General features: G+C 50.6%; 2 tRNA genes and 1 rRNA gene. All 3 read right to left on the bottom strand.

Annotation, left to right across the window (positions count from 1 at the left end):
• A 23S ribosomal RNA gene (locus AEYBE204_RS40780) occupies positions 1 to 178 on the bottom strand; the annotation flags it as partial.
• 377 nt (positions 179 to 555) lie between these two features.
• Positions 556 to 631 (bottom strand) — tRNA-Ala (locus AEYBE204_RS39210).
• Between the two features lie 28 nt (positions 632 to 659).
• Positions 660 to 736: transfer RNA gene (locus AEYBE204_RS39205), tRNA-Ile, on the bottom strand.
• Positions 737 to 784 lie beyond the last annotated feature (48 nt).

Here is a 784-nt window from a genome sequence, read left to right as displayed (position 1 = left end):
TCTCAGAAGTCCCCGAAGGAACCGCTAAAATGAGAGGGCAATCAAAGGTGGGTTTCCCCATTCAGAAATATACGGATCAAAGGGTGCTAGCGCCTCCCCGTATCTTATCGCAGCTTGCCACGTCTTTCTTCGCCTCTCTACGCCAAGGCATCCGTTAGAAGCCCTTTAACGCTTGATCGTTCTCTCAACAAAACTCATGGATGCAACACAGCATCTTTTAAACAACAACAACGATAAAGCCTTGTCTAAGCCACCCCAGGGAGGTGTCGTCATCGTTATTTACATAAGTCGTTCTTGGGGTCTCATCTCCCTGCGCTCGGAAAGAAGTTTTGGCGCAGAAAGACTATACGAGACCCCGTATGTCAGACAATGTCTTCTCGGATCAGCCCTGTGGTCTATGAACAAACCGGCGGGATAACCCTTCAATTCACAATAAGAAGTGGGTGCAAGCACCCACGCCCATCAGACCAAGAGGCACGACGTGCGCCCTAATCTAATCGGAAACTCATTTGCATCGTAAGTTGTTCACTTCGCTCAATCCTAAGAGAGCAGAAGTGGTGGAGCCAGACGGAGTCGAACCGACGACATCCTGCTTGCAAAGCAGGCACTCTACCAACTGAGTTATGGCCCCAAGCCATATTCAATCAGCGCCATAGCCGTGGTTGGCCTGGACAGACTCGAACTGTCGACCTTACGCTTATCAGGCGTACGCTCTAACCACCTGAGCTACAGGCCATCAGCTAAAGCACTAACCCGCAAAGCCGGGCTTACGATGCACAACCAT

This window comes from Asticcacaulis sp. YBE204 (genome assembly GCF_000495855.1).
In the GTDB taxonomy this organism is placed as follows: Bacteria; Pseudomonadota; Alphaproteobacteria; order Caulobacterales; family Caulobacteraceae; genus Asticcacaulis.
Note: the sequence above shows the minus strand (reverse complement) of the source record. Positions and strands in the feature narration are given on the sequence as shown.